Source organism: Actinomadura sp. DC4, assembly GCF_030406325.1.
GTDB lineage: Bacteria > Actinomycetota > Actinomycetes > Streptosporangiales > Streptosporangiaceae > Actinoallomurus.
This window is the reverse complement of sequence record NZ_JAUEQY010000017.1, coordinates 100,824-125,375: the sequence shown is the minus strand read 5'-3', so window position 1 is coordinate 125,375 and position 24,552 is coordinate 100,824. Positions and strand designations below refer to the sequence as shown.

21 protein-coding genes are annotated in these 24,552 nt (G+C 72.5%); 8 read left to right on the top strand and 13 right to left on the bottom strand.

Annotated elements, in window-relative coordinates; all coding sequences use genetic code 11:
* Nucleotides 1-264: 264 nt before the first annotated feature.
* Entirely contained in the window at nt 265-8,685 is an 8,421-nt protein-coding gene (locus QWU11_RS26965) for a type I polyketide synthase (RefSeq protein ID WP_290117217.1), read from the bottom strand.
* Between the two features lie 199 nt (nt 8,686-8,884).
* On the bottom strand, nt 8,885-9,736 hold the full coding sequence (locus QWU11_RS26960; protein ID WP_290117216.1) for a helix-turn-helix transcriptional regulator: 852 nt from the start codon (nt 9,734-9,736) through the stop codon (nt 8,885-8,887).
* 133 nt (nt 9,737-9,869) lie between these two features.
* On the opposite strand from QWU11_RS26960, the gene QWU11_RS26955 reads away from it, so the two are divergent.
* Together QWU11_RS26955 and QWU11_RS26950 are read left to right on the top strand one after the other, a co-directional pair.
* Nucleotides 9,870-10,892 (top strand): aldo/keto reductase, encoded by a 1,023-nt coding sequence (locus QWU11_RS26955; RefSeq protein WP_290117215.1) that lies wholly within the window; start codon nt 9,870-9,872, stop codon nt 10,890-10,892.
* 102 nt (nt 10,893-10,994) lie between these two features.
* Nucleotides 10,995-11,366, top strand: a complete 372-nt coding sequence (locus QWU11_RS26950; protein WP_290117214.1) for a hypothetical protein — start codon at nt 10,995-10,997, stop codon at nt 11,364-11,366.
* A gap of 19 nt (nt 11,367-11,385) precedes the next feature.
* Here the strand turns inward: QWU11_RS26950 and QWU11_RS26945 are convergent, their stop codons facing one another.
* Nucleotides 11,386-11,907, bottom strand: coding sequence for a PPOX class F420-dependent oxidoreductase (locus tag QWU11_RS26945; protein ID WP_290117213.1), 522 nt, complete (start codon nt 11,905-11,907; stop codon nt 11,386-11,388).
* A 307-nt stretch (nt 11,908-12,214) separates the two neighbouring features.
* On the opposite strand from QWU11_RS26945, the gene QWU11_RS26940 reads away from it, so the two are divergent.
* Nucleotides 12,215-12,895 (top strand): SHOCT domain-containing protein, encoded by a 681-nt coding sequence (locus QWU11_RS26940; RefSeq protein ID WP_290117212.1) that lies wholly within the window; start codon nt 12,215-12,217, stop codon nt 12,893-12,895.
* A gap of 68 nt (nt 12,896-12,963) precedes the next feature.
* Here the strand turns inward: QWU11_RS26940 and rox are convergent, their stop codons facing one another.
* The 8 genes from rox to QWU11_RS26900 form a co-directional block, all read right to left on the bottom strand.
* Nucleotides 12,964-14,421, bottom strand: a complete 1,458-nt coding sequence (gene rox, locus QWU11_RS26935) for a rifampin monooxygenase (RefSeq protein WP_290117211.1) — start codon at nt 14,419-14,421, stop codon at nt 12,964-12,966.
* Between the two features lie 197 nt (nt 14,422-14,618).
* Nucleotides 14,619-15,140 (bottom strand): hypothetical protein, encoded by a 522-nt coding sequence (locus QWU11_RS26930; protein WP_290117210.1) that lies wholly within the window; start codon nt 15,138-15,140, stop codon nt 14,619-14,621.
* Nucleotides 15,137-15,748, bottom strand: coding sequence for a CDP-alcohol phosphatidyltransferase family protein (locus QWU11_RS26925; RefSeq protein WP_290117209.1), 612 nt, complete (start codon nt 15,746-15,748; stop codon nt 15,137-15,139). The genes QWU11_RS26930 and QWU11_RS26925 overlap by 4 nt, the downstream gene beginning before the upstream one ends.
* Nucleotides 15,745-15,978: a hypothetical protein gene (locus tag QWU11_RS26920; protein ID WP_290117208.1), complete on the bottom strand. Its 234-nt coding sequence runs from the start codon at nt 15,976-15,978 to the stop codon at nt 15,745-15,747. The genes QWU11_RS26925 and QWU11_RS26920 overlap by 4 nt, the downstream gene beginning before the upstream one ends.
* Nucleotides 15,979-16,329 carry a winged helix-turn-helix domain-containing protein gene (locus tag QWU11_RS26915; RefSeq protein WP_290117207.1) on the bottom strand — a complete coding sequence of 117 codons (351 nt, stop codon included), beginning with the start codon at nt 16,327-16,329 and terminating at the stop codon, nt 15,979-15,981.
* Nucleotides 16,330-16,449: 120 nt separating this feature from the next.
* Nucleotides 16,450-17,022, bottom strand: a complete 573-nt coding sequence (locus tag QWU11_RS26910; protein ID WP_290117206.1) for a YbhB/YbcL family Raf kinase inhibitor-like protein — start codon at nt 17,020-17,022, stop codon at nt 16,450-16,452.
* Nucleotides 17,019-17,570 carry an isochorismatase family protein gene (locus QWU11_RS26905; RefSeq protein WP_290117205.1) on the bottom strand — a complete coding sequence of 184 codons (552 nt, stop codon included), beginning with the start codon at nt 17,568-17,570 and terminating at the stop codon, nt 17,019-17,021. The genes QWU11_RS26910 and QWU11_RS26905 overlap by 4 nt, the downstream gene beginning before the upstream one ends.
* Before the next feature lie 179 nt (nt 17,571-17,749).
* Nucleotides 17,750-18,193 (bottom strand): MarR family winged helix-turn-helix transcriptional regulator, encoded by a 444-nt coding sequence (locus QWU11_RS26900; RefSeq protein WP_290117204.1) that lies wholly within the window; start codon nt 18,191-18,193, stop codon nt 17,750-17,752.
* Nucleotides 18,194-18,381: 188 nt separating this feature from the next.
* On the opposite strand from QWU11_RS26900, the gene QWU11_RS26895 reads away from it, so the two are divergent.
* Nucleotides 18,382-19,260 carry a hypothetical protein gene (locus tag QWU11_RS26895; RefSeq protein ID WP_290117203.1) on the top strand — a complete coding sequence of 293 codons (879 nt, stop codon included), beginning with the start codon at nt 18,382-18,384 and terminating at the stop codon, nt 19,258-19,260.
* Between the two features lie 40 nt (nt 19,261-19,300).
* Here the strand turns inward: QWU11_RS26895 and QWU11_RS26890 are convergent, their stop codons facing one another.
* Nucleotides 19,301-19,855 carry a hypothetical protein gene (locus QWU11_RS26890; protein ID WP_290117202.1) on the bottom strand — a complete coding sequence of 185 codons (555 nt, stop codon included), beginning with the start codon at nt 19,853-19,855 and terminating at the stop codon, nt 19,301-19,303.
* 128 nt (nt 19,856-19,983) lie between these two features.
* Between QWU11_RS26890 and QWU11_RS26885 the strand changes: the two genes are divergently transcribed.
* A complete protein-coding gene (locus QWU11_RS26885; protein WP_290117201.1) occupies nt 19,984-20,616 on the top strand; it encodes a TetR/AcrR family transcriptional regulator in 633 nt (210 codons plus the stop codon).
* A gap of 270 nt (nt 20,617-20,886) precedes the next feature.
* On the opposite strand, the gene QWU11_RS26880 is transcribed toward QWU11_RS26885, so the two are convergent.
* Nucleotides 20,887-21,489: a TetR/AcrR family transcriptional regulator gene (locus QWU11_RS26880; RefSeq protein WP_290117200.1), complete on the bottom strand. Its 603-nt coding sequence runs from the start codon at nt 21,487-21,489 to the stop codon at nt 20,887-20,889.
* A gap of 125 nt (nt 21,490-21,614) precedes the next feature.
* Between QWU11_RS26880 and QWU11_RS26875 the strand changes: the two genes are divergently transcribed.
* The 3 genes from QWU11_RS26875 (at nt 21,615) to QWU11_RS26865 (ending at nt 24,549) form a co-directional block, all read left to right on the top strand.
* Complete coding sequence (locus tag QWU11_RS26875; RefSeq protein WP_290117199.1) at nt 21,615-22,349, top strand: SDR family oxidoreductase; 735 nt, start codon at nt 21,615-21,617, stop codon at nt 22,347-22,349.
* Nucleotides 22,350-22,479: 130 nt separating this feature from the next.
* The gene (locus tag QWU11_RS26870; protein WP_290117198.1) at nt 22,480-23,097 is read left to right on the top strand and encodes an NAD(P)-binding domain-containing protein; all 618 of its coding nucleotides are present in this window, start codon (nt 22,480-22,482) and stop codon (nt 23,095-23,097) included.
* Between the two features lie 312 nt (nt 23,098-23,409).
* Nucleotides 23,410-24,549 carry a hypothetical protein gene (locus QWU11_RS26865; protein WP_290117197.1) on the top strand — a complete coding sequence of 380 codons (1,140 nt, stop codon included), beginning with the start codon at nt 23,410-23,412 and terminating at the stop codon, nt 24,547-24,549.
* The last annotated feature ends 3 nt before the right edge of the window (nt 24,550-24,552 follow it).

Genomic DNA, 24,552 nt, shown 5'->3' with positions numbered 1-24,552 from the left:
CATCATCTCGGGAATACCGCCCTTTCAAGCGCGGGTCCGAATATGTCACCAGCGTACCCGAAATTGGCAAGGCGGCGACAATGGACGACAGTCGGGAAAGCTTTATGGTCCCGGCTTTAGAGCGACTTAATCAGCACTTCATGGCTGAATGCCATAATGCCGCAGGCCATTTACTGGATGCTATTAAATCGTCACGATAAGCAATAGCACACAAGCGCGCCGATTTTAACGTCGGATATCCCGCGACGTCCATTCAGCGGACGTTCAGTCGCCGTCGAGCCGGCCGTCGATGAAGGCGAACATCTCATCGTCGCTCGCGACGCCGAGCCGGTCGGCCAGCTCCGCGTCCGCCGCCCGCCCGTTCGCCGGGACGTCCTCCTCCAGCGCGGCGAGCATCGCCCGCAGCCGGGCCGCCAGGCCGGCCCGGTCCAGGTCGGCCGGTCCGGCGGCCAGCAGCCCGGCGTACGCGCGGTCGAGCTGGACCTCGAGCGGCTCGGCCGCCGGCGCCGCGCCGGAGGCGGCGATCTCGGCGCGCAGCACCGCGGCCAGCGCCTCCGGGGTCGGATGGTCGAAGATCACGGTGGTGGGCAGCTTCACCGCGCCGGCCGCGTTCAGGCGGTCGCGCAGCTTCACGGCCGCCATCGAGTCCAGGCCGATCTGGGTGAACGGCCGCGCCGGGTCCACGGACTCCGGGCCCGAGTGACCGAGCACGGCCGCGACCTCCCCGCGTACCTCCTCCACGAGCAGGCGCAGGGCGTCCTCCTCCGCCAGGCCCGCCAGCCGGGACGGCAGCGTGGCCGGGCCGCCGGCGCCGCGCGGGTCCGGCTCCAGGCCGGCCGGGGCGTACTCCACCGCGCCCGAGCCGAGCCAGTACCGCTGCCGCTGGAAGGCGTACGTGGGCAGGTCGACCCGGCGGCCATGCACGCCCGCGGCCGCCAGGGCGGCCGGCCAGTCGACCGCCGCGCCGGCGGCGTACACCTCGGCGAGGGAGGCGTAGAACCGGCCGAAACCGCCCTCGTCCCGGCGGAGCGTGGCGACCAGGACGCCCCCGCCGGACTCCTCGGCGCGTTCGGAGATCGCGGGAAGCAGGACCGGGTGCGGGCTCACCTCGACGAACACGCGCCGCCCGCCGGCGAGCATCGCGCTCACCGCCTCGTCGAAGCGCACCGGCTCGCGCAGGTTGCGGTACCAGTACGCCGCGGTGAGCTCGCCGGGCGCCGCCACCTCACCGGTCACGGTCGAGAACAGCGGCGTCTCACCCGCACCGGAGGCGACGCCGTCCAGCTCGGCGAGCAGCCGCTCACGCACCGGCTCGACATGCGGGGAGTGGGAGGCGTAGTCGACGGCGACCCGCCGGGCGCGCACGCCCTCGGCGGCGTACTCGCCGACCAGCGCCTCGACCGCCTCCGGCTCACCGGCCACCACGGTCGCGGACGGCCCGTTGACGGCCGCCACGCCGAGCCCGCCCGGCCGGCCGCCGATGCGCCCGGCCACCTCGGCGGCCGGGCTCGGGATCGAGGCCATCGCCCCGCCGCCGGCCAGCTCGGTGATCGCGCGGGCCCGCAGCGCCACGATCCTCGCGGCGTCCTCCAGCGTCAGCAGGCCCGCCACACACGCCGCGGCGATCTCCCCCTGGGAGTGCCCGATCACGGCGGCCGGGCGTACGCCGCAGGCGCGCCACAGCTCGGCCAGCGACACCATGACGGCGAACAGCGCGGGCTGCACGACGTCCACCCGGTCCAGGCCGGGAGCGCCCTCGGCGCCGCGGATGACGTCGAGGAGGGACCAGCCGGTGTACGGGGCGAGCGCCTCCGCGCACGCGGCCATCCGCCGCCGGAACGGCTCACAGTCCTCCAGCAGCTCGGCGGCCATGCCCGCCCACTGCGCGCCCTGGCCGGGGAAGACGAACACCACGTCGGCGTCCTCGCCGGCCACGCCACGTACGAGACTCGCCGAAGGCCGGCCCTCGGCCAGCGCGGCGAGGCCCTCGCGCAGCTCGTCGGGCCGCCCGACGACCACGGCACGGTGCTCGAAGGAGGTACGCGTGGCGGCGAGGGACCAGGCGACGTCGACCGCGCCGGCCGTCTCGGGCAGAGTGTCCCGCAGCCGCGCCGCCTGCGCCCGCAGCGCGGCCTCGTCCCGCGCCGTGACCGGCCAGGGGACGGGCGGCACCACCCCGCCGGAGGGGTCGTCCGCCTCGATCGGGTCCGGGGCCTGCAGGACGACGTGGGCGTTGGTGCCACTGATCCCGAACGAGGACACGCCCGCGCCGCGGGGCCGGTCCGCCGCCGGCCACGGGACGGCCTCGGTGGCCAGCTCGACCGCGCCCGACTCCCAGTCCACCTGCGACGACGGCGCGGAGGCGTGGAGGGTCTTCGGCACCGTGCCGTGCCGCAGCGCCATCACCATCTTGATCACACCGGCCACGCCGGCCGCCGCCTGGGTGTGGCCGAGGTTCGACTTGACCGACCCGAGCAGCAGCGGCCGGGCGCGGTCCTGCCCGTACGTCGCCAGCAGCGCGCCCGCCTCGATCGGGTCGCCCAGCGGCGTGCCCGTGCCGTGCCCGTCGACCACGTCGACGTCGGCGGTCTCCAGCCCGGCGTCGGCGAGGGCGGCGCGGATCACGCGTTCCTGCGACGGGCCGTTCGGGGCGGTCAGGCCGTTGCTCGCGCCGTCCTGGTTCACCGCGGAACCGCGGACCACCGCGAGCACCCGGTGACCGTTGCGCCGCGCGTCGGACAGCCGCTCGAGGAGGATCATGCCCGCGCCCTCCGACCAGCCCGTACCGTCGGCGCCTTCGCCGTAGGACTTGCAGCGGCCGTCGGCGGCCAGGCCCCGCTGCCGGGAGAACTCCACGAACACCCCGGGCGTCGCCATCACGGTCGCCCCGCCCGCGAGAGCCATCGAACACTCCCCCCGCCGCAGCGACTGCACCGCCAGGTGCAGCGCCACCAGCGAGGAGGAACACGCGGTGTCCACGGTCAGCGCGGGCCCCTCCAGGCCCAGGGTGTAGGCGATCCGGCCGGAGGCGACGCTGCCCGCCGTGCCGATGCCGAAGTACCCCTCGACCTCCTCGGGGACCGCGGCCGGCCACCCGCCGTAGTCGTGGTACATCAGGCCCGCGAAGACGCCCACCTGCTGCCGGCGTACGGACAGCGGGTCGACGCCCGCGTGCTCGAACGCCTCCCAGGAGGTCTCCAGCAGCAGCCGCTGCTGCGGGTCCGTCGCCAGCGCCTCGCGCGGCGAGATGCCGAAGAACGCGGCATCGAAGTCGCCCGCGTCGTAGAGGAAACCGCCCTCGCGCGTGTACGACTTGCCGGACCGGTCCGGGTCCGGGTCGTACAGCTCGGCGACGTTCCAGCCCCGGTCCTCGGGGAACTCCCCGACGCCGTCCCTCCCGGCCTCGACGAGGTCCCACAGCCCGTCCGGGCCGGTCACACCGCCAGGGTAGCGGCACCCGATCCCGATGATCGCCACCGGATCGCCGGCGTCGGCCGCCGCGGCTCGTACGGGCTCCGGAGCGGCCGTGACGGCCCCGGCCAGCTCGCGCAGGCGCTCGGCGAGCACACGCGGGGACGGGTAGTCGAACACGAGGGTCGCCGGCAGCCGCAGCCCGGTCTCCTCGGCGAGCCGGTTGCGCAGCTCCAGGCCGGTGAGCGAGCTGACGCCCAGGTCGGAGAAGGGCCGGTCGGCCGGCACGCCGGAGGCGCCGTCATGGCCGAGGACCGCCGCCGCGACCGAACGCACCGTGCCGAGGACCAGCCGCGCGGCGTCGGCCTCCGCCAGGCCGGCCAGCCGCCGGGCGAACGAGCCGCCGCCGGACCGCCGGGGACGCCGGCGCCCGGACCCGAGGCTCGCCAGGATCGCGGGCGTCCCGGGCCCGGACGCCTCCAACCGCATCGCCAGCAGGTGGGGCCGCCCCTCGCAGCGCAGCGCCGCGTCGAACAGCGCCAGCCCGTGCTCGGCGGACAGCGGCGTCACCCCCGCTCCCGCGATCCGCGCCCGCTCGGCCTCGCTGAGGTGCGCCGTCATGCCGGAGGGCGGCTCCCAGAGCCCCCAGCCCACGGAGACGGCCGGCAGCCCGGCCGCGTGCCGGTGGCGGGCCAGCCCGTCGAGGTAGGCGTTGGCGGCGGCGTAGTTGGCCTGCCCGGGCCCGCCGAGCGTCGCGGTGACCGAGGAGAACAGGACGAACAGGGCGAGGTCGTGCCCCGCCGTCAGCTCGTGGAGGTTCCAGGCGCCGTCGGCCTTGCCGCGCAGGACGGCCGCCAGCCGTTCGGGGGTGAGCGCGCTGATCAGGCCGTCGTCGATGACGCCCGCGGTGTGCACGACGCCGGTGAGGGGCCGGCCGGCGGGCACCCCGGCCAGCACCTCGGCCAGCGCCGTACGGTCCGCGACGTCGCAGGCGGCGAACGTGACCTCGGCGCCGAGCCCGGCCATCTCGCTGGCGAGCCCGGCCGCCCCGGGCGACTCGGCGCCGCGGCGGCTCACGAGCAGCAGGTGCCGTACGCCGTGCTCGGCGGCGAGATGGCGCGCGACGAGGCCGCCGAGCGTGCCGGTCCCACCGGTGACCAGCACCGTTCCGCCCGCGACGTCCGGGCCGGCGGCGTCCGGCCGCTCGGTCGCGCGGACCAGGCGGGGCACCAGGACCCGGTCGCCGCGTACGGCGACTCCCGGCTCGTCCTCCCCGAGCGCGGCCAGGATCCGGCCGGCCGCCCCGGCCGGTACCGGCCCGGAGACGTCGACCAGCCCGAACCGGCCCGGGTGCTCCGCCGCCGCGGCCCGCACCAGGCCCCAGACCGCAGCGGCGGCGGGCTCCGCCTCGGTCGCGCCGGGGACGAGGAACACCAGCCGCGCGCCGGCGGTACGGTCCTCGGCCAGCCAGTCCCGGATCGCGGCCAGCGCCCGCGCCGTCGCCTGGTGAGCCGCCTCGGCCGTGTCGCCGGCGGGTCCGCAGGCCACCGCGACCAGGTCCGGCACCGCACCGCCCTCCGCGGGCGCCGTCGCATGACCGGCCGCCTCCATCGCGGCCGCCCAGCCGTACGGGTCGTCGCCGAGCGTCGCGGTCACGAGCGGCGCGGCGGGTTCGGCGGCGGCGTCGACCCACTCCACCGCGTAGAGGCCGTCCGCGCGTGGCCCGCCGGCGCCCGCGGGGACCGGCCGCAGCGTGAGCCGGTCCACGGACAGCACCGGCGCGCCCGTCTCGTCCGTCGCGACGAGCCGCAGGCCGTCGTCGCCGGCCGGCGACAGGCGGACCCGCAGCGCGGCGGCGCCCGGAGCGGTCAGCGACACGCCCGACCAGGAGAAGGGCAGGCGCGCGGTCGCCCCGTCGCCGGTCAGGAGGTGGGCGGCGGGCTGCAGGGCGGCGTCCAGCAGCGCCGGGTGGACGCCGTACCGGCCGGCCTCGGTCCGCCGGTCCTCATCCAGGGCCACCTCGGCGAGGATCTCCTCACCGAGCCGCCACACGGCGCGCAGCCCCGCGAAGGCCGGCCCGTGCTCCAGGCCGCCCGCCACCAGCAGGTCGTAGGTCTCGTCCACCGACAGCTCGGCCGCGCCGGCGGGCGGCCACGCGCCCGCCTCGTCCTCAGGATCGTTCTCGGAGGGCGCGACGACACCGCCGGCATAGCGCGTCCAGCCGCCGCCGTCGCGGCGCGTGTGCACGCTCAGCGTCCGGCGCCCCGACTCGTCGGCCTCCCCCACGCGTACCTGCACCGTCGCCGGCTCCTCGCCGAGCGGCAGCGGCGTCTCCACGACCAGCTCGGCGAGGTCCGGGCAGCCGCACTCGGCGCCCGCGCGCAGCGCCATCTCGACCGCGGCCGCGCCGGGCAGCACCGCGCGGCCGAGGACGGCGTGGTCGGCCAGCCACGGCTGGTCGCGCAGCGACAGCCGCCCGGTGAGCACGCATCCGCCGTCGTCGGCGAGCGTGACCGTGGCGCCGGCCAGCGGATGGGCGCCGGGCCCGGCGAGGTCCGTCCCGGCGGCGAGCCAGTACGGGCGGCGCTGGAACGGGTAGGAGGGCAGGCCGACGTGGGCGCGGCCGGGTCCGAACGCGCGGCCCCAGTCGACGTTCAGCCCGCTGACGTGGGCGTGCGCGGCCGAACGCAGGAAGTCGGCGGCGCCGCCCGCGCCGCGGCACAGCGAGCCGGTCACGACGGTGCGGCCGGTCGCGGCGTCGTCCAGAGTCTGCTCGACCCCGTAGGTCAGCAGCGGGTGCGGGCTGCACTCCACGAACGCCCGGTGCCCGTCGGCGAGCAGCGCCCGCGTCGCGTCCTCGAATCGCACCGGCTCACGCAGGTTGCGGTACCAGTACGCCGCCCCCAGCTCGGTCCCGGGAAGCGGCCCGCCGGTGACCGTGGAGTACACCGGGATCCGCCCCGGCAGCGCGCGTACGCCGGCCAGCTCGGCCGCCAGCAGCTCGCGCAGCGGCTCGACGTGCACGGAGTGCGAGGCGTAGTCGATCAGGACCAGCCGGGCGCGTACGCCCTCGGCCTCGCACGCCGCCATCAGCTCGCGTACGGCGACCGGGTCGCCGGTGACGACGGTCGCGGAGGGGCCGTTCACCCCGGCGATCTCCAGCCCGCCGGCCAGCCGTTCGCGTACGACGGCAAGCGGTAGCGCGATCGAGGCCATGGCGCCCGAGTGGGACAGCTCCCGCAGCGCCTTCGCCCGCAGCGCCACGACCTTGGCGGCGTCCTCGATGGACAGCGCGCCCGCGACGTACGCCGCCGCGATCTCACCCTGCGAATGCCCGACGACCGCCTCCGGGACGACGCCGAAGGACTCCCACACCGCCGCCAGCGACACCATGACGCCGAACAGCGCGGGCTGCACGACGTCCACGCGGTCCAGGGCCGGCGCGCCCTCGTCGCCGCGGATCACCGCCTCGAGGGACCAGTCCTGGTACGGCGACAGCGCCGCGCCCCACTCGGCCAGCCGCGCGCGGAACACCGGGGACTCGGCCAGCAGCCCGGCCGCCATCCCGCGCCACTGCGAGCCCTGGCCGGGGAAGACGAACACGGTCCGCCCGACCGCCCCGGCCTCGCCGGTCACCACGTCCGGCGACCGCTCGCCGGCACGCAGCGCGGCCAGCCCGGCCTTCGCGTCGCCGAGCACGACCGCCCGGTGCCCGAGCACCGCGCGGCGCGTCAGCGAGTAGCCCACGTCCGCGACTTCGGGAGCATCGTCGCCGGTCAGCAGCGTGTGCAGCCGTTCCGCCTGGGCGCGCAGCGCCGCCGGCCCGAACGCCGAGACCGGGAGGACGGCGCCCGGTGCCGCCGCCGGCTCGCCACCCGGCGCGGCCGCCTCTGCAGGTGCTTCTTCCAGGATCACGTGCGCATTGGTGCCACTGATGCCGAACGAGGAGATCCCGGCGCGGCGTACGCGCTCGCCGCGCGGCCAGGCGACCGGCTCGCGTACGAGCGTCACCGCGCCGGAGTCCCAGTCGACGTGCGGCGTGGGCTCCTCGGCGTGCAGCGTGCGCGGCAGCGTCTCGTGCCGCAGCGCCTGGACCATCTTCACCACGCCGGCGACGCCGGCGGCGGCCTGCGCGTGGCCGAGGTTCGACTTGACCGAGCCGAGGTGGAGCGGCCGGTCGCGGCCCCGGCCGTACGTCGCCTGCAGCGCGCCCGCCTCGATCGGGTCACCGAGCCTCGTACCGGTCCCGTGCGCCTCGACGGCGTCCACGTCGGCGGTCTCCAGCCCGGCGTCGGCGAGGGCGGCGCGGATCACGCGTTCCTGCGACGGGCCGTTCGGGGCGGTCAGGCCGTTGCTCGCGCCGTCCTGGTTCACCGCGGAACCGCGGACGACCGCGAGGACCCGGTGGCCGTTTCGGCGCGCGTCCGACAGACGCTCCACGAGGAGCCAGCCCGCGCCCTCCGACCAGCCCGTGCCGTCCGCGTCCGCGCCGAACGCCTTGCAGCGGCCGTCGGCGGACAGCCCGCGCTGCCGGGAGAACTCCACGAACGCGCCGGGCGTGGCCATCACGGTCGCCCCGCCGGCGAGAGCCATCGAGCACTCCCCGCGCCGCAGCGACTGCACCGCCAGGTGCAGCGCCACCAGCGAGGAGGAGCATGCGGTGTCGAGCGTCACCGCCGGGCCCTCCAGGCTGAAGACGTAGGAGATCCGGCCGGAGGCGACGCTCGAGACCCGGCCGGTCAGCCGGTAGCCCTCGCCTCCGCTGCCGAGGGGCGCGAACGTGCCGTAGTCCTCGTGCATCACGCCCGCGAACACGCCGGTACGGCTGCCGCGCAGCGCCTCCGCGGGCAGGCCGGCCGACTCGAACGCCTCCCACGCGCATTCGAGCAGCAGCCGCTGCTGCGGGTCCATCGAGAGCGCCTCGCGCGGCGAGATGCCGAAGAACTCCGCGTCGAAGTCCGGCGCGTCGTGCAGGAAGCCGCCCTTGCGGGTGTAGGTCTTCCCGGCCGCGTCGGGATCGGGGTCGTACAGGCCCTCGACGTCCCAGCCGCGGTCGGCCGGGAAGTCGCCGATCGCGTCGGCGGCGGAGTCGACCAGCCGCCACAGCGCGTCCGGCGAATCCACCCCACCCGGAAAACGGCACGCCATTCCGACGATCGCCACCGGTTCACGCGCCGCGGCGACGAGCCGGCGATTACGCCGCTTGAGGCTTTCGGTCTCTTTCAGGGCGGCGCGCAGCGCCTCGACCATCCTGTCGCCCGACTCGGCCGGCATGTCGCAACCCCCGCCATCGCACAGAGACTTGTTCCGGCGCGCCGCCCGGCCGTCCGCGCTATTGACGAATAAGCGAACCTGTCGGTTTAGCCACCGTGGTCAAGATCGGATAGGACCCTGATATTAGGGGGTTCGTCGCGTACGACGCATTCGCAGGTCTTAAGCGCCGATAAAGCGAGGCGGGCCGATTATGCCGAGGTCAGCCGCCTCCGCCCTGGGTCAGGTCCTGGAGGCCGACCACCCGCAGCAGCTCCAGCCGCTCGTACGACGTGGTGCCCGGACGGGCCGTGTAGAGGACCAGCCGCTGGTCGTGCTCCGGGTTCAGCAGCACCTCACAATCCAGCTCCAGCAGGCCGACGACCGGGTGCAGGAAACGTTTGACGTCGGAGCGGCGCACGGCGACGTGGTGGGCGTCCCACAGCGCCGCGAACTCCTCACTGCGGGCGCGGAGCCGGCGTACGAGCCCGGCCAGCCGCGCGTCGTCCGGGCGGCGGGCGAGCGTGGCGCGCAGATCCGCCACCACCGCGCGGGCGCCCCGGTCACGGTCCTCGGCCGGGAAGAGCTGCCGCGCGGAGGGGTCGGTGAAGTAGCGCCAGGCGGCGTTGCGCTCCGCCTCGGGGCGGGCGGACGCGTCGCCGTGGAGCGCCTTGGCCATCAGGTTCTGCGCGAGGACGTCACCGCGGTCGTTCACCACCTGGGCGGGAGTGTCGGTCAGCCGGTCGAGGACGAGCAGCAGGCCGGGGCGTACGTGCTCCGAGGCCGGCCGGTTGCGCGCGGGCTCCTCGCCGGCCAGGTGGAAGAGGTGGTCCCGCTCGTCGCCGGTCAGCCGCAGCGCGCGGGCGACGGCGGCGAGCATCTGGCGGGACGGACGCGATCCCCTGGCCTGCTCCAGCCGCGTGTAGTGGTCGGTGGACATGCCCGCGAGCTGCGCCACCTCCTCGCGGCGCAGTCCCGGGGTACGGCGCCGCGCGCCCGGCGACAGCCCCACGTCGGCAGGGACGAGCCGGGCACGGCAGTGCCGCAGGAAGTCGGCCAGTTCGGTTCGGTCCACATCTCCACCATGCCCCCGGAGCACCGGACGCAGCCAGGGACCGCCCGTCCCCGGATAAGGACGTCTCTCCCGCCGGCGCCCGGACCGCCGCACGCTGGGAAGCACTTCAGAACAGCGGAGAGGACGACTTCACATGCGATACCGCACGCTCGGCCGGACCGGGATCAAGGTCAGCCCCTACGCGCTCGGCACACTGATGTTCGCCACGTCCATCGGCAACCCCGACCCCGACGACTCGGCCCGCATCATCCACAAGGCGCTGGACGCGGGCATCAACCTCATCGACACCGCCGACGCCTACGGCGACTCCGAGGAGATCGTCGGCAGGGCGCTCAAGGCGCGACGGGACGACGTCGTCCTCGCGACCAAGGTGAGCCGCCCGATGGGCGATGACCCCAACCGGCAGGGCGCCTCACGGCGCTGGATCATGACCGCCGTCGAGAACTCGCTACGCCGCCTGCGGACCGACCACATCGACCTCTACCAGATCCACCGGCCGGACCCTGAGACCGACATCGAAGAGACGCTCTCGGCGCTCTCGGACCTGGTCCACAGCGGGAAGGTCCGCGCGATCGGGACGTCCGCGATGCCGGCGTCCGACATCGTCGAGGCCCAGTGGGCGGCCACGCGGCGCGGGCTGGAACGGTTCCACACGGAACAGCCGCCGTACTCCCTGCTCAACCGCGGCATCGAACGCGAGATGCTGCCGACCGCCCGGCGCCACGGAATGGGCACGCTGGTGTGGGGCCCGCTCGGGCAGGGACTGCTCACCGGGCGCGTCCGCAAGGGCCGGCGGAACGAACTCCGCCGCGCGGGCCTCATCCAGCACCTCGACGACGAGCGCCGCCTCGACACCGTCGAGCGGTTCGTCTCCCTCGCCGAGGAGGCGGGCCTGCCGATGACCCACCTGGCCATGGCGTTCGCGATCTCCCATCCGGACGTGACCAGCGCGCTCGTCGGCGTCCGTACGATGAGCCACCTCGACACGCTTCTCGCCGGCATCGACGTGGCACTCACCGACGACATCCTCGACCGCATCGACGAGATCGTCCCCCCGGGCACCGACGTCGGCACACTCGACCAGGCGTACGTCCCACCGGCCCTCCAGCGGACGCCCCTGCGCCGCCGCCCCGCCGGCGAACGCGCCGCCGCCTGACCGAAATTGCGCACGGGATTTGTCCACGACATGTGAACTTCGCCGGGCAGGGGTTCCGTGTGACTTGTATACCCCCTGTATCCGACAGAAGGAGCGACGAGCATGAGCAAGACGTCCAAGGGTGCCCGGGTGGCCGTCGCGGCCGTGGCCTTGACCGGCTTCGGGATCGCGGCGGCGGCGGTCCCGGCCGCGGCGGCGGTGCCGCACACGTTCAAGATCTGCGCCTACGGCAACTACAGCGCCTACGGCGAAGTCCCCCAGCAGGGCGGCTTCTCGACCACTGTGGCGTTCCCGGGAGAGTGCCAGCAGATCTCCCTGATCAACGGCAGCACGTACGCCAAGGTCTACGGGCTGTGGAACACCCACCCGCAGGACTCTTTCTACGTGGGCACGGCGCACTTTTCGGCCGGCACCGGCTGGACGGGCGGCGCCGAAGGCACCACCACGGCGCCGGTCCTGGTCAACTTCGGCTGACCTGGCGTCCGGCCCCTGATCACCCGCTCGTGAGGGGGCCGGACCCCGAGCCCGGGGCGGTGGTGCCGCCCAGGGGTATCGGGTCCAGGCCGAGCTTGCGGTGGTCCCAGGACCGGGTGCGGTCCGCGTCGATGCGGATGGCGACCCGCTTGTGCAGCATGAACTCCACGAGTTCGCGGACCTCTTCGCTGTAGGGGCCGTTGTAGCGCTCCCAGACGCTGACCCCGACCCGCCAGAGCGCGTCCGGGTCGTCCACGATCTCGGCGCGGCCCTCGAAGGAGACGCCGCGGAGCTGGTCGTAGGTGAGGCCGTCCTCGACCAGGACCGTCACCCGCGGATCACGGCCGACGTTGATCGCCTTCTGCGCCTTGGCCTTGGTCTCGAACCAGATCACTCCGTCCAGCACGGCGAACCACATCGCCACCGCGTGGGGGTGGCCGGTCGGGCCGACCGTCACCAGGGTGGCCGTGCGCTGGGACGCGACGAACGCCTGTACTTCCTCCGCGGTCATCTCGATCTGGGAACGCTGGTTGATGCCCACTGGTGCTCCTCTGGCTCAGCCGGGCGGCCCGGCGGTGAGGACGTCGACCGGCTGGTCGGTGATGTGGCCGGCCCGGCCGGAGGAAAGGCGGGAGCCAGGGATCACCGGGGCAGGCTATCGAGTGATCCAATCGTTTGGGCGCTGGTGGGGTACCGCCGCACGCAGCCGGCGACGGGAACAGAGCCCGGTCGCCGGGCAGCGGCCGTCCGTCGGCCCGTACGATCCGGCGCGAACCGGCACCCGGCATCTGCCGTCCATACAGGAAAGATCTCCTACAGATAGATCTCCGTGCTGGAAGGCGGCCCCGATGACCGTGGGCAGGATCTCACTCCTCTGCTGGCTCCTCTTCCTCGCCCTGTCGCTGACCTTCGTCCCGCTCATCCACGCGATCGAGGGCGTCGGCGGCCTCCCGGCCCGTACCCCCGTCGCCGTCGTCGTCGTGATGCTGCTGTGGTGGGGGCCGTTCGCGTACGGGATGTACCTGGCGATCGTGGCGATCATGATGGGCGACCCGCGCCTGCTCCGGCGCGGCGTACGCGGGAGGGCGGTCGTCCTCTCGGCCGGGCGGACCCCGCTCGCCATCGGGTCGGGAGGCTACGCCTGGAACACGGCCCCGATCCTGAGGTACCACCTGCGCGTGAGCGTCCCGGGCCGGACGCCGTACGAGACCGCCTGCCTGATCTGCGACGACAGGGTCCGCGACGGCATGACGGTGGACGTCGCGGTCGCACCGCACAACCGCAGGCGGGTCGCGGTCGACCTGCGTCCGGGACGGAACTTCGTGAGCACGGACGAGATGGCGGCGGCGGTCGAGGCGTTCAGCACTCTTCCGGCCGAGGCGGATCGGGCCGAGGCCACCGCGCCCGAACCGCTGTCACCGGGTACCGAGCGCATCCACCGGCTCGTCGAACTGGACCGCCTCCACCGCGAGGGCGAGATCGACGACACGGAGTACGCCGCCGAGAAGTCCCGGATCATCAAGGGCTGACCGCGCCGGCCGCCTCGCGTCGGCGGAGTCTCCGATCGACGAGGCGGCACGGGCACGGCCCTCCTCGCTCAGGCGGGCTCGCCGAACCAGCGGGAGAGGTGGTCGTCCAGGTCCTGCTGATCGTCGCCGATCCAGGCGACGTGGCCGTCGGGGCGGAGCAGCACGCACGGAACGTCCAGCACCGCGGTGGGATCCGCGAGGTGGTCGACCCGGTCCGACCAGCCGCCGGCGGTCAGGCGTTCGGTACGGTCCAGCAGCAGGCCGCGGCCGCGATGCAGCAGGCCGTAGAGGTGGCCCTGTTTCACGTCGATGTCGCGCAGGCGGCGGCCGAGCAGGTCAGGGCCCTCTCCGAAGTCGTAGCGGATGCCGATCGCGGTGATCTTCTCGACCAGGTGACGGTTCACCTCGTTGAAGTCCATCAGTTCGGTGAGCAGCCGGCGCACGGCCCGGGGGCCCGGTTCGGTGGACATCAGCTCCATCTGCGCGCGGGTGTTGTCCAGCACGTCCGCGGCGACCGGATGACGTTCGGCCTGGTAGGTGTCCAGCAGGGCTTCCGGCGCCCAGCCGCGGATCTGCGCGGCCAGTTTCCAGCCGAGGTTGAACGCGTCCTGAACGCCCAGGTTGAGACCCTGGCCGCCGGTGGGTGGATGGATGTGCGCCGCGTCGCCGGCCAACAGAACCCGCCCCACCCGATAGCGCTCGGCCAGCCGGGTGGCGTCCCCGAAGCGGGACAGCCAGCGCGGGGAGTGCACGCCGAAATCGGTTCCGGCGATGGCGCGCAACCGCTGTTGGAAATCCTCGAGGGCAGGCGGTTCCGTACGGTCGCTGACTCCCGCGGCGGGGACCACGACGCTGTAGACCCCTTCGCCGATGGGCCTGAGCCAGAATCGCTTGTTGGTCTCGGTGACCTCGGTCATCGTGGCGGCGATCTCCTCCTGCGGCACACCCACTTTCATCTCGCCCATGAGGGTGTCGTTCCGCGAGGGCTCGCCGGGGAAGCCGACGCCGAGCAGCTTGCGTACCGTACTGCGCGCGCCGTCACAGCCGACGAGATAGCGCGAACGCAGCCGTTCCCCGCCGGCCAGCTCGACGGTCACACCCTCGTCGTCCTGCTCGAGACCGGTCACCGCACGACCGCGCCGGACCTGCGCGCCCAGTTCGGCCGCGTGTTCTTCGAGCAGGCGGTCGATGACCGGCTGCGGGATGCCCAGCAGATAGGCGTACGCCGAATCCAGGCCCTCGGGCGTGGGCTTGGCGATGGCGGCGAACACACCGCCGACCGGACGCCGTCTTCCGCGTTCGAGAATGCGATCCAGCAGTCCGCGCATCGCCATCAGCTCGAGACTGCGGACATGCAGCCCGACGATCCGGACGAACGACACGGGCTCGGTTTCCTTCTCCAGGACGAGTACCCGCACGTCGTGCAGCCGCAGTTCGGCGGCCAGCATCGCACCGGTCGGCCCGCACCCGGCGATGATCACATCGAACGCGCGGGGCGGCTCGGCGGGGAAATGGGGAGAGTGCATCGGTGTTGCCTTTCGGGAGTGCCAGGTTGTCGAGGCGCTCCCGGCGACACCTACGTCAATCGCCCGATCGTGACGGGAAGGCGGAGCACCCACATCGCTACAGCGTTCATGGGTCTCACCTCCTCGGGCGGTGTCACGGTCAACGGCAAGCTACAAGCCCGGGCACCGTCCCGTCCAACCCTTTCCCCGAGCCTTCGTCAGAGATGCAGGTGAAGGAGACCGAGGAGGCCGGGTACGGACGCCACCAGGCTGAACCTGATGGCGCGGCCCGCGAGACACGTCATGCCGAACACGACTGCGCTCATCGACGTACGGGCGGCGTAGACGCTGGTGATGAGCAATGGAGGCAGCCCGGTGACCGCGCTGGTGAAGACGACGGTGGTGGCCTGCCGCGGCCGGTCGAGCCGGGTGATCGCCTTCGTGGTCCAGCGCTTGACCACGCCCGGCGGCGCCTGGGCCTTCGTACGCTCGCGGAGCCGGGGCCGACGTGCCGCCGGGGTGAGATGCCGCCGTACCCATGCCGAGCGCAGAGTGCCGCGGGCAGCCAGGAAGATGAGCAGTTTGCCCGCGGCCTGGCCGGCTCCGGCGGCCGTCCCCAGGATCCAGCCGGCGCCGCCCGTGGTCGCGACGACGGCGATCACGTAGGGCTCGACCGGGGTCACCGGGAGGAAGGCCGAAGCGGCGCCGACCAGCAGCGTGGTCGCGCACTCCGCGATCACGGGGCATCCTCCGCGCGGGGATCGGGCAGGCGCAGCAGCGCCAGCAGAGAGACCACCTTGACCACCGTCACGGCCACGGCGAAGACGGTGGGAGCGATGGGTGACGTGCTCACCACGACGAGCACGACGACGGCTCCCGTGTTGAGGGCCTTGGCGGGCGGAGACCAGTTCCAGCGATGGATGCCGGCGCTGACCTGGACGAAGTAGTTGGGGCTCAGCAGCGGCCAGCGCAGGAACGCCAGGCTCAGAAGGCTGTCCACCACCATGAACTGGATGAAGAACACGGTGATGGGAACCGCCATGCCGGGTCTGGTCATCAACATTCCGGCCACGCACACGGAGGTGCAGGCACGGTCGGCGAGGATGTCGAACACGGCCCCCGCCCGCGTCTCCTGCCCCAGCGATCGGGCCAGGAGTCCGTCGAGGACGTCACCGGCCCAGTACGTCAGGTATGCCGCGACCAGCAGCGCTGTGCTGTTCGTAGTGATCGCGGCCGAGGCGAGACACACGGCGGCGACGGTACGTACGAGCGTGACGGCGTTGGGCACGTTGACGACGGTGGCCGCGCTCACGCCGGCCGGCGGGCGCGGCAGGCCCACGACCGTCATTCGGCGTCCTGGAGGATGCGTTCGACCTGGGCGATCCGGCGGTTCATGTCGGTCAGCTGCGCCTGAATGTCGCCGAGCTGCTTGTTCGTCTCCTCCTGAGCGTCGGCGCCGCGAGTGGCGACGGTGCGGTAGTGCACGCTGTCGGCGGCGCGCAGCCGTGTCGCGGCGAACCAGATCAACGCGATCACGATGGCACCGAGAATCAGCAGGGTTGCCGTTGCGATGTCCATTTACTCGGATCCTTTCGGTGGGGCGCCGTGGCCGGCCGCGGCGTCGGTCAGGGTCGTCGCGGCGGTGGCGATCGACCCGGGGGTGAGGTGGAGGACGAACGGTGCCGCCTCGTAGAACTTCAGGGCCTTGCCCTCGTCGGACAGTTCGAGCTGCGCGGTGACGAGACCGGCCTTCTCCAGCTTGCGGAGGTGCACTTGGAGCAGCGCCCGGCTGATCCCGAGGTGCCGGGCCAGCTGCGACACATAGGCGCGTCCGTCGACGAGCGCCGCGAGTACCCGCATCCGGTGCGGGCTGGCGAGCGTCGACAGCACCTGCAGCAGCTCGTCTCCGGTCAGGTCCGAGGTGTCCATAATCCCCCTAGGCACGTGCTAACAAATATTGGCAGGTGCTAGCATGCGTGTCAAAGGTGGCGGCGCGGTCCCGTCACAGCCTGCTGGCCCACGACGCCGTGTGACCGGTACGGGCCGGGGTCAGCGTTCGAAGACGCCGGTCAGCCGGCCGCGGTCGAGTACGGGTGCGGTGATGGCGGGCAGGAGGGCGCGAGGCCGCGCCCGGTCCACCGGCGTCGTACCGGGGGCGCTGTCCACGGCGGCCGAGAGGGCGAACAGCTGGAAGACGTAGCGGTGCGGCCCGTGGCCCTTGATGGGCGCGGGGCCGTGGTAGCCCCGTCCGATGGTGGAACGGAGCGCCCGCACCCCCGCGGAGGGCTTCCGCGCGTCGAGGGCTCCGGCGTCGAGGTGCTCGACGGCCGGGTCGATCAGGGCGAGGCAGTGCACGGCGGGCTTGCCCACGGGGACGTCGATGTCCTCGACGACCAGGAGGAGCTGCGCGGTGCCGGGCGGCGGCGGCGTCCAGGCCAGGTGGGGAGACAGGTCGCCGCCGCCGATGGGCTTCGCGCCGTGCTCCCGCGGCATGGCATCGCCGTCGCCGAAGCTTCGGCTGGTGAGGGTCAGGAGTTCGGGGCCCTGCAGGCCGGGCAGGTTCCACGCCGTGTGGGTCTCGCCTGCTCTGCGGTTCTTCAGGAGTCGGCCGAGCAGGGTCATCGTGTCGCCTCGACCCGGTCGAGGACCTCGGCGGTGGTGGCGGTCTCGCCGAGCTTGGGGAAGACGCGCTCGACGCTGTGGCGGTGGGCGTCGGTGTCGGGGTCGCTCATGGCGTCGGTGGCCAGGACGACGTTGTAGCCGTGGTCGGAGGCCGAGCGGGCGGTCGACTCTACGCCCGCGCTGGTCGAGATTCCGGCGAGCACGACCTGGGTGACGCCCAGGTCCCGCAGGAGGGTGTCGAGGCCGGTGTCGTGGAACGCGCTGCGCCGCCGCTTGGTGATCAGGTGGTCGGTCGGCTGGACGTCGAGTTCGTCGATGAGGTCGGTCCAGCCGGGCGGCGGTGTGCCGCCGGACCATCCGGCCTCCGTACGCCCCGGTGCGCGTCCGACGACGTTGACCAGGACCACGGGAAGGCCGTGCCGGCGGAACTCAGTGGCCAGGTGGGCCGCCTGTTCGACGACGGGACCGTCGTTGTGGGCCGAGACGATGCCCTTCTGCAGGTCGATCACGACGAGCGCCGCCGTGGGGTCGATCGTTGTCAGTGTCATGGTGGTCGGTTCTCCTGTCGGTCGGTCGCCGGTGGCGGCCGCTTGCGGTCCGGGCGCGCTGCCCATGGTCGAGGTGGAGGGCGATCAGCACGATGGAGCCGTCCGCCTTGTACCGGTCACCGGGGCGCGTCTCGGGGGGAGCCGTCATCGGTCTTGCCTCCTCGTGCTTCCGCCGTAGTTCAGATGTTCTGGGCCAGCCGCTCCAGCAGCGGCGCGGCCGCGGCGAGCCGCGCCAGCTCGGCCGGGGTGAACGCGCCGCTGCTCGTCAGTGCCCGGGCGAGAAGCTCGGTCCGCGCGTTGCGCTTGTCCTTCAGCGCCTGCAGACCGGCGTCGGTCACGGTCAGCACCACGCGCCTGCCGTCGTCCGGGTCCGGCCGGCGTTCGACCAGGCCACGGGCGCGCAGTGTGCCGAGCGTCGCCCCCATCGCCTGCGCGGTGATCTGCACCTCCCGGGCCAGCGCCGAGGACGTGGTGGGCCCCGAGCGGTCCAGGTGCGACAGCGCGGTCCGTTCGGGAATCGTGAGTCCGCCGTCGATCGGCACTTGGTGCACCCGCCGTACCAACACGCTGATGCTCGCCAGCAGTGCCGAGGCGACTCCCTCGGGGTCCAGGTCGTCGTTCATTTGCTAAGGCTACTTTATAAGCCAGCCTTAGTGAATTCGGTGGGCGGCTGTCCATATCCGGCTAACGCCCCCTGCGAGCGGTGACGGCGCGGTGCAATGGATGAATGAACCGGAGACGGGTGGACCTGGCCGTCGCGGGCGCGCACGCACGGTCCCGTCCCGGCCTCCGATGAAGACGAGGTGGCCCCGTGGTGCGGGGTGACCAGGACGGCCCGGGCCACGGCCTCGATCGAGTGCCGAAGAGCGGGATCGTGAGCCTGGTCCGGAACGCCGATCCGATCGCGTTAGTCGGCGTGTTCGTCTCGTGCGGTCTCAGCGTCGCACTGGACCTGACCGGAGCGGCGAGCGGAGTCGAGTCGCTGCTGGCCGGGCTGATGGGGACCACCCTGTCCCTGGTGCTCGACGCCTCGGCCCGGGCCGAGCGCCGCTACCGGCTCCGGCAGGCGCTGGAGGCGGCCGACTGGCTGCCCGGACTGGTCACCCGGACGGCCGCCGCCACGGCGGACATCGTACGGCGCTACCCGGGCAGTGCCTTGGAAGCCGAGGCGCAACGGCAGATCCGGGCGGCGGCGGAGGAACTCGAAGAACTGGGCAGGGGACGGATGATCCGGCCTCGACATGACTACGAACAGCTCATGGCCGGGATCGAGGGGTGCCGGGAGACGGTCGACGCCGTCACCAACACGATCAGCGAACCGCACTGGTGGACGAGCTACTGGGCACGGCGCTACTGGGCGGCCAACGAGGCCGCCCTGAGCCGGGGCGTCCGGATCAGGCGAGTGTTCGTCTACGACCTGCTCACCCCCGACTTGACGGCCCTGGTCGAGGAACAACGCCTGGCCGGCGTTCAGGTGGCGCTCGTCCAGAGCGGCGCCGTCGACGCCGCGCTGCACCTGAACTACGCCGTCTGGGACGAGCGGTCGGCCTGGCAGGGCCAAATGAACGCCCAGGCCGAGCTCGTGGGCAATGTGTGCATCTTCAACCGGCACGAGGTGGACCGGCTCTCCCGCGGCTTCCGGCAGTGCTGGGCCGTAGCCGACCGGCGCCCGGGGCCACCGGGCGCATGACCGTACGCGCGAGTGGTCGTGCAGGTCGCATCGGGTCTGCTCATCCGGCGCGGCCGAGGCGCAGCGCCGAGACCAGGAAGAAGATGCCACCGAGCAGGGCGTAGCCGGCCACGTTGGACAGAGAAGCCCCGTCGCGCGACGCCATGACGAAGAACGACGCGCCGGCCAGTACGGAGATGCCCCCGCTGGCGATCATCGCCCACTGTCCCCCCAGCCGCCGCCGACGGCTGGCCACGACGAGCTGCACGATGCCGGCCAGCACGGCCCAGATGCCCCAGACCCGCAGGACGGCCGGGATGCCCGAGGTGAGGGCGACGGCGAGTCCGACGGCCGCGACGGCGCTGATCGCGATGTTGACGTAAAGACCTGCGGCGGACCCGTCGACCCGCGAGGAGCGGGCATCGACGACCGCGGCGGCCACGTCGAACACCGGGTACAGCACGAGTAGCGCCGCGCTCAGCGGGCCGATGCTCGACCCGGTCAGGAACAGCAGGACCGCCCAGACGAGGGCGAACCCGAATCGTACGAAGTAGAGGCGCCGAAGTGTCGGTGCGACACCGGTCGTAGCCCGGGCGGCGGTGGTAGCGGTGGTCATGACGGTTCCCTTCGTGCGGATCGTGGCGGGTCCTTCTGAGAGAAAGACCGTTCTCTCTTGCAGTACGCAGCCTGGCATGATGCCTCACGGAACGCAAGACCGATCGTTCTTTCTGCTAAAATGCGATCATGGCCACATCGACCCGCCCCGCGTCCGACCACCCGGACGGCGGCGGCTCGGAAGGGCCCCGGCGCTCCGAGGCACGCGAACGCCTGCTGTCCACGGCCAGCGCGCTGTTCTACCGCGAAGGCATCCGCGCCGTCGGGGTCGAGCGGATCCTCGCCGAGGCCCCGGCCACGCGGGCGACGTTCTACCGGCACTTCCCCTCGAAGGAAGACCTCGTGGTCGCCTACCTGTACGGCGTCGACACCGCCATCCGGGCCGGCGTGCAGGCCGCCAAAGAGGCCGCCCCGTCACCGGCCGACGCCCTGCGCGCGATCGGGACCGCCGTCGCCGACGACCTGACCACGCCGGAGTTCCGCGGGTGTGCCTTCCTCAAGGCCGCCGCCGAGTACCCCGACCCCGACGACCGGGTGCACCAAGTGGTCATCGAGCACCGGACCTGGTACGTGACCACGCTCGCCGAGCTGTTCGCCCAAGTTTTCGGAACCTCACCGCGACGCCCCGATCCCCAGCACGCCGCACGGCACTTCGTCATGATGCGCGACGGGGCGATGTCCGGCGCCCACCTCGACGGCGTCGACAGCGTCGCCGCCGCGTTCCGCCGCGGCGTCGAGGGCCTGCTCACCGTCCTCCACTGAGCACTCCAGACCACCGCGAACATCGATCGGCCGCCTCGACCAGACCAGCAGCGTCGACGCCAAGACCCTCGCCACCGGCGGCGCGGACGACACGGCCCGACTGTGGGACACGGATCACCTCATCGATTCGGAGGCGCGGCTCTGCGCTCAGGCAAGGCCTTCCCTCGCCCCTGCCGAGTGGTCTCGCACCGTGCCGGCGGGCCCTGCACCAGGTACACCACCCGGAACCGGAACCCGCCGACGCCGGCTTCGGGCAAGCCGCGTGGGAGATCAGCGGTCGTCGGTGAATCTCCGTTGTGGTGCCGCTGCCGCGGGCATGGCGTTGTCGACGAGGACGGCCGCTATTGCGGCGGCTGTGGTGAACGCTTCGGCGTTGAGGACCCGGCTGCGGGCCGAGGCACCGTCCAGGAGCAGCGCCAGTTGCTCGCCGAGCTGTTCGGGGTCGGTGGCGCCGGCCTCGCGGGCGGCCTCGGTGAGCCGGGCGGCAAAGGCCTTTTTGTAGTCGCGGGCGAGGGTGCGTGCCGAGTGGCCCGGGTCGGGGATCTCGACGGCCGCCGCGATGAAGGGGCACAGGGGCGAGTGCACGTCGAACGCGGCGAGGAGTCGTTCGCGAGGCGTGAGGTCGGTGCGGTCGAACACCTCGGGCAGGATGTCGGGATCGAATCGGCGCAGGCATTCGGCGATCAGCTCGTCCTTGCCGCTGAAGTGCTGGTAGAGCGTGCGCTTGGACACCCCGGCCACCGCGCAGAGCTGGTCCAAGCCGGTGCAGTTGATGCCCTGATCGCGGAACAGTTGTCGTGACGCGCTGAGGATGCGCTCTCGTGCGCCCCTGCCTCGGCGCAGGCCCAGCGGCCCCTTCTCCAACTCTGTCACACGCCCAGCGTAGCTCACTTGGGTACGGCTCGGTGTACATAGCTTGCACCTCGTGCGACCGTTCGATACGTTGAGTACACAGATCGGTGTACATAACATCGGTACGGCATGTGAATGGAGTGGTCGTGGGAAAGCTCGACGGCAAGGTCGCGGTGATCACAGGCGCGACAAGCGGGATGGCACTGGCCGGTGCGAAGTCGTTCGTTGATGAAGGAGCTCACGTCTTCGTTTCGGGCCGACGGCAGGACGCGCTGGACCAAGCGGTCAAGCTGATCGGCCGGAACGTGACCGGCGTGCAGGGCGATTCGGCCGACCTCGACGATCTGGACCGCTTGTTCGAGACGGTCAAGCAGGAAAAGGGCACGGTCGACGTGTTGTGGGCAAGTGCCGGGATGGGCGAGCAGGGCAGGCTCGGCGAGATCACCGAGGAGCAGTTCGACGCCGCCTTCTCGCTGAACGCGCGCGGCACGCTGTTCACGGTCCAGAAGGCGCTGCCGCTGTTCAACGATGGCGGCTCGATCGTCATGACCGGGTCGAACGCGTCGCTCCGGGGCTACCCCGACTGGAGCGTGTACGCGGCGAGCAAGGCCGTGCTGCCCGCCTACGCACGGGTGTGGGTGTCCGAGTTGAGGGACAGAAGGATCCGGGTGAACGTGCTGACCCCCGGCCAGGTCGCCACGCCGATTCTGGAGGAAGTGATGGACGAGCAGATGAAGTCGCAGTTCGAATCCGTGATCCCGCGGCGAGAGATGGGCCGCCCTGAAGAGATCGCGTCGGTCGCGTTGTTCCTCGCCTCTGACGACTCGAGCTATGTCAACGGCATGGAGTTGGTCGTCGACGGCGGCACCACGGTGATCTGAGCGCTCCGCCGGTGGTCGTCAGAGCCACCGGGTGTCGGCTACGGGTGGGCCGCGGGCGAACCTTCGACGCCTCGTGGCCCAGCACACCGGCAAGACCCCTGATCCCGTAAACAGCAAGGGAACACACGTCATGACCACCATCAGCATCATCGGCTCGGGCACCATGGCCACCGCCATCGGCACCCGGGTGGCCGAGCACGGCCACACCATCGAGCTCATGAGCCGCAACGCCGCCAAGGCTCAGTCGCTCGCCGACCGGATCGGCAACGGAGCCACCGTCGGCACGTTCGGCGCGAGGCCGGCGGGTGACATCGTCATCGTGGCCGTCCTGTACGCCGCCGCGGTCGACGTGGTCGCGCACTACGGCGACGCGCTCGCCGGCAAGATCCTCATCGACATCACCAACCCGTTCAACGCCGACGCCAGCGGACTCGTGACCAACGCGGGCAACTCGGTGTCCCAGCAGATCTCCGCCGCCGCTCCGAAGGACGCACACGTCGTGAAGGCCTTCAACTCGATCTTCGGCGGCGTCCTCGCCGAAGACAAACCCCTGGACGTGTTCTTCGCCGGCGACGACGCCGAGGCGAAGGCACGTGTCGCGGCTTTTCTGGAGAGCCTGGACATGCGGCCCCTCGACGCGGGAGACCTCGAGATGACCCACGCCCTCGAATGGGCCGGCATCCTCCTGGTGGGCCTGGCACGCACCGGCGCCGGCTTCGACATCGCCCTACGCGCAGAGCTCCTCTGAGGAATCGGTCCGCGCGAAGCGGCCGGCAACGCCGCCGCAATCACCACGAGTCCGGATCGATCTCCGGCTACGCCGCCCTCACCTCCGGAACTGTCGGGGCGCTCGCCGTCCTGACCGGCACACCGCGCTGAAGCCACCAGTCAACGGTCGCAACATCGCGTCAGATCCGATCCGTAACTTGCGGGAATATACATTCTCGTGAGTTACCGACCAAGCTTTTCTGGAGATTATTATTTTCTAGAAACAGAAAAACAGAAAATAAGCTAGCCTGGCGTTCCCAGCAAGACGCCGACAGCGAGAACGAGAGACCCCATGACCGACGACGAAGCCGTACGGACCGTCGAGGAGGCCGAACGGCCCTGCCGCTACTGCGGGCGCCCCGTGCCGCAGCGCACCGGGCGTGGCCGGCCGCGCGCCTACTGCCTCGGCAGCGACTGTCAGGCGCGGGCCAAGCGCGATCGCGAGCTCCGCCGTACGGTCCCCGGCCTCGAAGGGGCCCTGGCTCGCGCCGAGGACCTGTACGAGCGGATGGAGCAGGGTCTCGCCTCCGCGATCGCGCCGCTCGCGAACGCGCTCGACGCCGAGCTCTCCCCGCGCGGCGTCGAGGCGCGGCTCAGCGCCGAACGCGCCCAGGCCCAGTCCCGCGTCGCCTCCGCCATGGCCGCCAGCGAAGAAGCGGCCGAACTCGCCCAGCGCGCCCAGGCCGATGCCGAACAGGCCGCCGAACGCGTACGCGAGGCCGAGCAGCGCGCCGAGCAGGCCGAGACCCAGCAGGCCGCGGCTCAGACCGAGGCAGAGCAGGCCACCGCCGAGGCCGAACGCGTACGCGAGGAGGCCGAACGGCTCGTACACCGCGCCGAGCACGACGCCGAACAGGCCGTACGAGAGGCGCGGGACGAGGCCGCCGAGGAGGTACGGCGCGCCGTCGAGCGAATGGAGACCGCCGAGCAGGCGGCCAGGCGCGCCGAGCACGACGCCGAGACGGCGCGCCGTACCGCCGACGAGGCCGGACGGCGCGCCGAGCAGGCCGAGCGCGAGGCGGAGCGGGAACGCGAATCACTCGCCGAGGCGAACACCGCCCGCGCGCGGGCCGAACGCGACGGCGCCGCCGCCCAGGCACGCGCGGAGGCCGCCGAGGCCGGCCGCGACCGGGCCGAGGCGCGCGCGGCCGTCGCCGACACCGAACGTGCGTCGGCCGCCGCCGCCCGCGACACCGCCCAGACCGAGGCCGAGCGCCTCCGCGCCGAGACCGCCGACTCCCGCGACGCGGCCGAACGGCTCCGCCTGGAGCTGGACGAGGCCCGCCTGGCCCTGCGCGCCGCTCAGGCCCGCGCCGAAGACCTCGAACGCGAGCGCGCCACGGCCCGCGCCGACGCCGACGCCCAGCGCGAACGCGCCGTCACCGCCGAACTCCGCGCCCGGCACGCCGAAGCCCAGGAAGAACGGCCGTAAGGG